This window comes from Flavobacterium sp. (assembly GCF_036515215.1).
GTDB lineage: Bacteria > Bacteroidota > Bacteroidia > Flavobacteriales > Flavobacteriaceae > Flavobacterium.
In genome coordinates this window covers 1-7529 of sequence record NZ_DATBVQ010000010.1, presented here as the reverse complement: position 1 = coordinate 7529, position 7529 = coordinate 1, and the positions used below count along the sequence as shown (strand labels likewise).

Annotated in this window: 4 protein-coding genes; 1 reads left to right on the top strand and 3 read right to left on the bottom strand. The window is 38.5% G+C overall.

The features are described 5' to 3' along the window. Positions 1-1104, top strand: a 1104-nt coding sequence (locus VIH09_RS00805; protein ID WP_331576889.1) for an alkaline phosphatase family protein, incomplete at its 5' end; no start/stop codon positions are given. A 70-nt stretch (positions 1105-1174) separates the two neighbouring features. On the opposite strand, the gene lysA is transcribed toward VIH09_RS00805, so the two are convergent. The 3 genes from lysA to gltB all read right to left on the bottom strand — a co-directional run. Beyond that, on the bottom strand, positions 1175-2392 hold the full coding sequence (gene lysA, locus VIH09_RS00800) for a diaminopimelate decarboxylase (protein ID WP_331576887.1): 1218 nt from the start codon (positions 2390-2392) through the stop codon (positions 1175-1177). A 300-nt stretch (positions 2393-2692) separates the two neighbouring features. Beyond that, positions 2693-4147 carry a glutamate synthase subunit beta gene (locus VIH09_RS00795; protein WP_331576885.1) on the bottom strand — a complete coding sequence of 485 codons (1455 nt, stop codon included), beginning with the start codon at positions 4145-4147 and terminating at the stop codon, positions 2693-2695. A 2-nt stretch (positions 4148-4149) separates the two neighbouring features. Next, positions 4150-7529: glutamate synthase large subunit (gene gltB / locus VIH09_RS00790; protein ID WP_331576883.1), on the bottom strand; the 3380-nt coding region annotated here is incomplete at its 5' end.

Here is a 7529-nt window from a genome sequence, read left to right as displayed (position 1 = left end):
TTTTGGTACAGCAAGACGGGTTCTTTTATTTCCAGCACTTTTTATGGAGATAAACTACCAGAGTGGGTTCAGAAATTCAATGACGAAAAATATTATATGCCATACCTCGATAAAGGATGGGATTTGTTGAAACCGAAAAGTACGTATAATGAAAGCTTGGAGGATAATAATCCGTATGAAGGTAAATTGTACAACAGTACCGCCCCAGTTTTTCCTTATGATTTAAAGGATATGTATGCCAAAAATGATGCGGGTGTATTGCGTTCTACTCCATTTGGAAATAATTTATTAGCTGAATTTGCGATGAAGGCAATCGAAAAAGAAGAATTGGGGAAAGATAACATTACAGATTTCCTGACGGTTAGCTTTTCTTCTACAGATTATGTAGGTCATTTATTGGGACCCAGATCGATGGAATTACAAGATACCTACCTTCGATTAGATCAAACGATAGCGGAGTTCTTAAACTATCTCGACAAAACTGTCGGAAAAGATAATTACTTATTGTTTTTGACTGCTGACCATGCAGGTGCTGAAAACGTAAATTACTTAAAAGATCATAAATATAACGTAAAGAGCATAAACCCTAAGGATATTAGGAATAACTTAAAGGATTTTTCTATAAAAACTTTTGGGGCTGATTTAGTTTTAAATTATTCCAGTTTTAATTTGTTTTTCAATAAAGAAACTATCAAAGCTAAAAACCTCGATTTGAATGTGGTTAAGGATGCTTTTAAAGGCTATTTAATGACTCAGGATTATGTTAAAAGGGTCTATACAGAGGAAGAAATTTTGAATTCAACGGGTAATGACTATTTTTTGAATTTTATAGCCAAAGGATATGATGTTACCCAGAATGGAGACATAGTAATTTTAGACAAACCTGGTTATATCGAATATCAAGGCACTGGTACTTCCCATGGAACGATCTATTCCTATGACACGCATGTTCCCGCTATTTTTTACGGATGGCATATTAAAAAAGGGGAGTCGTTTAATAAAAAAGAAATCACTCAAATAGCGCCGACAATTGCGCAGAAAATAAAAGTTTCTTTTCCTAACGGAACAGAGTCTCATGTTCTTGAGGAGGTTCTGAAAGATTAATTTGGTTTAAGCCATAAAAAAAAGCTGTGTTTTTTAAAACACAGCTTTTTTTTATGTCAATTTATTTTTTCTAAACGGTAGCTTCTATTGGCAAAGGAAATTGATTTTTTAGTAAATCCTCAAAGGTTTCATGAGCACGGATCAGGTGTCCTTTTCCATTCATCCATAAAACTTCGGCCGGTCTGTACCTGGAGTTATAGTTGGAAGCCATTGAGTAGCAATAGGCTCCAGCATTTCTAAAACTTAATATGTCACCTTCCTTAATTTCAGGAATCCTTCTGTTGTTGGCAAAAGTATCCGTTTCGCAAATATATCCTACCACGGAATAGAAGCGCTCTTTTCCTTTTGGATTCGAGATGTTGTCAATTTGGTGTTGTGAACCGTACAGCATCGGGCGAATCAAGTGATTGAAACCACTGTCGACACCTGCGAAAACAGTTGAAGTTGTTTGTTTTATGACGTTTACTTTTACTAAAAAGGACCCTGCCTCGCTTACCAAAAATTTTCCTGGTTCGAATATTAGCGTCAATTCTTTTCCGTATTCTATGCAAAAAGCGTTGAATCTTTTGGACAGTTTTTTACCTAATTCTTCAATATCGGTTTCGATGTCGTCTTTTTTGTAAGGCACTTTAAATCCGCTTCCAAAATCCAGGAATTCTAGGTTTTTGAAATTTTTGGCAGCATCAAACAATATTTCGGCAGCATATAAAAACACTTCGATATCAAGTATGTCAGAACCAGTATGCATGTGAATCCCTACTATGTTCATTTTAGTGTTTTCAACAATACGAACTAAATGGGGTAATTGGTGAATTGAGATACCAAATTTACTGTCGATATGTCCCACTGAAATATTCGTGTTTCCACCTGCCATAACGTGTGGGTTGATACGGATACATACGGGAACATTCGGGTGTTTAGCACCAAATTGCTCTAATATAGATAAGTTGTCAATGTTTATTTGAACTCCCATTGCGTTTACCTCTTCAATTTCTTCAAGAGATACTCCGTTAGGGGTATAGAATATTTTTTCTGGGGCGTATCCCGCATGAAGCCCTAAAAGTACTTCTTGAATAGAAACGGTATCTAAACCAGATCCCATTTCTCTTAGTAATTGAAGTATAGCCACATTTGACAATGCTTTCATTGCATAGTTGATGCGCAAGTTGTCGACCTTAGAAAAAGCTTTCGTTAATCTATTGTATTGCGATTTTATTTTGTCGGCATCATAAACGTATATGGGACTGCCAAATTGTTCTGTTAACTGAAGTAAGTCTTTTGGTTGCATTGTTATTAATTTTTAGCAAATTTATTACTCTTTTATGGATACGGCAAATGATTATCTCAATTTTAACAATTTGTAACAAATTGTTATGTATTAAACATTTAGTTTGTATTTACGTAGCTTCGGCTGAGGGATAGAAGTGAAAAGCCCACAGTCACTGGAGCGTTAGCGAAAGGGGCGAGGACTTGCAACGGATAGCCCGACCAAGCAGGAACGCTAGTGGATGCTGGGCAGCCCAAAAAAAACAAAAAGCTGTCAGAAATTACTTTTTGACAGCCTTTTTTACTTCCTTTTTTATGTTTGTTATAGACTTGGCAAATCACCAGTGCCTTTTGTAGGCAAGTTGGTGGATCCCATCAAATATAGATCGACTTCCCTTGCGGCTTCACGCCCCTCAGATATTGCCCAAACGATCAGAGATTGCCCTCTGCGCATGTCTCCTGCGGTAAAAATATGCGGTACATTGGTTTGATAATTGGTTGCTTTGTAATTGCTTCGCATATCCAGTTTTAAGCCCAATTGACTACTTAAAGTTTTTTCAGGTCCGGTAAAACCTAGCGCCAATAATGCTAAATCACATGGCCATATTTTCTCGGAACCTTCTTTCTCTATTAGCTCCGGTCTCTGTCCTGGAGTCAACTTCCAGCTGACTTCAACGGTTTTTAAACCTACCAATTCCCCTTTCTCGTTCGAAATGAATTCTTTGGTGTTTATCAACCAGTTTCTGTCGCAACCTTCTTCGTGAGAAGAAGATGTCTTCAATTGCAAAGGCCAAAATGGCCAAGGAGTAGTTTCGCTTCTTCCAACTGGTGGTTTCGGCATGATTTCAAAATTTGTCACGGATTTTGCTCCATGTCTGTTTGAAGTTCCCACGCAATCCGAGCCCGTATCACCACCACCAATAACGATAACGTCTTTGCCGGTTGCCTTTATTTGGTCAGGAATTACTTCCCCGTATAATGATTTCGTTTGTTGCGTCAAGAAAGTCATTGCCTGAACGACACCTTTACTTTCTATTCCTTTTGTAGGTAAGCTTCTGCTTTCTGTTGCGCCACCGCATAAAACAATCGAATCGAATTCATTCAGTCGTTCCACGCTATAGTTCACGCCAACATTCACATTAGTTTTGAAAACAATCCCTTCGGCTTCCAATATCAACACACGTCTGTCGATGATTCCTTTTTCCAATTTGAAATTTGGAATTCCATAACGCAGTAAACCGCCAATGGCATTGTCTCTTTCGAAAACGGTAACACTGTGTCCCGCTCTGTTTAATTGTTGAGCAGCGGCCAGTCCGGCAGGTCCGGAACCAATTACAGCCACTGTTTTACCTGTTCTTACAGCCGGTGTTTGTGGTTTTATCCATCCTTCCGCAAAACCTCTTTCGATTATATTTTTTTCAATATTTTCAATTGCTACGGGTTGTTCTATTATACCAAGAACACATGATTTTTCGCATGGGGCAGGGCATAAACGACCCGTAAACTCGGGGAAGTTGTTTGTCGATTGCAAGATCTCCAAAGCGCTTTGCCATTCTTCTTGGTGCACCATGTCATTAAAATCAGGAATCAAATTCCCCAGTGGACAGGCACTGTGGCAAAATGGGATACCGCAATCCATGCATCTTGAGCCTTGCTCTTTTATTTTTTCCTTTGATAACGGAATCGTAAACTCATTATAGTTTGATACACGTTCCTTTACTACTGCATTGCTTTCGTCCGTTCTGTCGTATTCTTTAAATCCACCTATCTTACCCATGACTATGCTATTAGTTCTTCAATTTTTTTTTCTTCTGCTAATCTTTGCAATGCTATTTTGTAATCTTTTGGCATTACTTTGACAAAATGCTTGCGTTGGTTTTCCCAGTCCTCCAAAATTCTTTTGGCTAATGGGCTGTTGGTATACATAGAGTGATTTTTAATCAAACGTTTCAGTTTCGTCAAATCTTCCTCTTCCAAAGTTTCCAATGCTACCATTTCCATATTGCACAAACCATTTTCGAATTGTTTTTTCTCATCAAAAACGTAGGCAACACCACCACTCATTCCAGCGGCGAAATTCCTGCCCGTTTTGCCCAGCACTACGACTGTTCCTCCGGTCATGTACTCGCATCCGTGATCTCCAATTCCTTCTACGACTGCTATTGCTCCAGAGTTTCTTACTCCAAAACGCTCACCAGCCATTCCGTTTATGTAGGCTTCGCCAGTTATGGCTCCGTAAAGTGCTACATTTCCGATAATTATATTTTCTTCCGGTTTAAAGGTTGCGGCAGCAGGTACTTTGATAATTAATTTCCCACCGGAAAGTCCTTTTCCTAAATAATCATTGCAATTTCCAAGTACTTTAAATGACAATCCATTGGTCGCAAATGCCCCGAAACTCTGTCCTGCGGAACCTTCAAAGTCCACTAAAATAGTGTCGTCAGGTAATCCTTGAGCACCATATATTTTTGAGATTTCGTTGCTCAAAATGGCACCGACGGAGCGGTCTGTATTTTTTATTTTAAAATTGACTCTTGTTCTTTCTTTTCTATAAATAGAAGGAATCGCCGCTTTTATAATTTCAAAATCAAGTACGTTTTCTAATGCGTGATCTTGGGTTGTCGTATTGTGATTCGGTACCGTTTTGGCTTTCTCTGGTTTATATAAAATGGTTGATAAATCTAAACCACTCGCTTTATAATGTTTGATGGCTTTGTTGACATTCAGTTTTTGTGATTGCCCCACCATTTCTTTTAGCGTTCTAAATCCTAATTGGGCCATGATTTCTCTTAACTCTTCGGCAATGAAATACATGAAGTTGATGATATGTTCAGGTGTTCCTTTGAAGTTTTTTCTTAATTCAGGATCTTGAGTTGCAATTCCCACCGGACAAGTGTTCAAATGGCACGCTCTCATCATGATACAACCTGAAGCAACAAGCGGTGCAGTGGCAAATCCAAATTCTTCCGCTCCAAGCAAAGCAGCGATGGCGACATCGCGACCTGTTTTTAACTGGCCGTCACATTCTAACACCACACGGCTTCTTAGATCATTTAGAATTAATGTTTGTTGCGCTTCGGCTAGTCCAAGTTCCCATGGGATACCTGTATGTTGTAGCGAAGTTAAAGGTGCGGCACCAGTTCCTCCATCATATCCCGAGATCAAGATTACATCGGCTTTTGCCTTGGCAACACCTGCGGCAATTGTTCCAACGCCGACTTCAGAAACTAACTTAACATTAATTCGCGCTTCTCTATTGGCATTTTTTAAATCAAATATCAGTTGCGATAAATCTTCAATAGAATAGATATCGTGATGTGGAGGAGGAGAAATCAATCCAACATATGGTGTTGAGTTTCTCACTTCAGCAATCCATGGCACCACTTTTTCGCCAGGCAATTGACCGCCTTCGCCAGGTTTTGCACCTTGCGCCATTTTTATTTGAATCTCTTTGGCACTTGTCAAATAATTGATTGACACACCAAATCTTCCCGAAGCGACTTGTTTGATGGCACTGTTTTTAGAGTCACCATTCAAATCCTTTATAAAACGTTTTGGATCTTCTCCACCTTCTCCAGAGTTACTTTTACCACCAATTCTATTCATGGCGATAGCCAAGTTTTCATGGGCTTCCTGACTGATAGAGCCATAAGACATCGCACCAGTTTTGAATTTTTTTACGATTTCAGTCCAAGGTTCCACTTCATCGATAGAAATAGGATCTAGGTTGTTGAATTCAAATAATCCTCTGATTGTCATCAGGTTTTTACTTTGGTCATTGACCATCGTGGAGTATTCCTTGTAACTCTCTGGACTGTTTAGTCTCACTGCCTGTTGCAATTTTGCAATTGTGGTAGGATTAAACATATGTTTTTCACCAGTTCTTCTCCAGCGGTAAATACCACCAATTTCTAAAGGCAAAAGGCTCGCAATTTTAGAATTTGGAAATGCTTTTTGGTATCTTTTTTTAACCTCTTTTTCTATTTCAATTAAGCCAATGCCTTCTATTCTTGAAGGTGTAAAAGGAAAATATTTTGAAGTGAACGTTTTGTTTAGACCTAATATCTCAAAAATTTGGGCAGCCCTATAAGAATGTAATGTAGAGATACCGATTTTATTCATGATTTTCAGAATCCCTTTCGCAATCGCTTTATTATAATTTGCAATCGCATAATCTGCTTTTACATCTGTAATAAAACCCTTGTCTACTTGATCGCGTATAATTTCATTTACCAAATAAGGATTAATGGCACTGGCACCATAACCAAATAGTAATGCAAAATGATGTGGTTCGCGTGGTTCAGCGGATTCTATAATGATTCCAAATTTAGAGCGAACTTGTAATATGTTAAGGGAATGGTGAATGTATGAGCAGGCCAATATCATTGGTATTGGAGCCATATCTTCGCTTACCCCACGGTCTGACAAAATGATAATGTTATGCCCTTCCTGTACGGCTTTATAGGTAGCTTGCACACATTTTTCCAATGCGCGTTCTAAGCCGTTAACTCCTTTTTCTATTTTGTATAAAGTAGATATAGAAGCTGATTTGAAATCCGGATGGTCAATATTTTTTATTTTATCCAAATCCTCTTTTGAAATAACGGGATTTTGGATTTTTAGCTTTTTACAATGTTTGGATTCAATCTCAAATATATTATAGTCACCACCGATCGCTAAACTGACATCGGTAATTATTTCTTCACGGATACCATCTAAAGGAGGATTAGTAACCTGAGCGAATAATTGTTTGAAATAGTTATACAAGAGTTGTGGCTGATCGGATAATACAGCCAGTGGAGTGTCATTACCCATAGAACTGATGACCTCGGCCCCTTTAGCGCCCATAGGATTTATGATGGTCTTTACATCCTCGATAGTATAACCGAACAAACGCAATCTTGTTTCGAAATCTATGTTTTCTGTAGGCGTGTCATTATTGGTATAAGGTACTTTAGCCAATTGCAAAAGATTCTCATTTAGCCATTGTCTATAAGGACGTTTGGTAACGACTGCATTTTTTATCTCGTCATCTTCAATGATGCGACCTTCGTTCATGTCGACAAGGAACATTTTTCCGGGCTCTAATCTACCATGTTGCACTACGTCTTCGGGTTTGATGTCAAGTACACCAATTTCAGAAGCCATAATTACAAAAC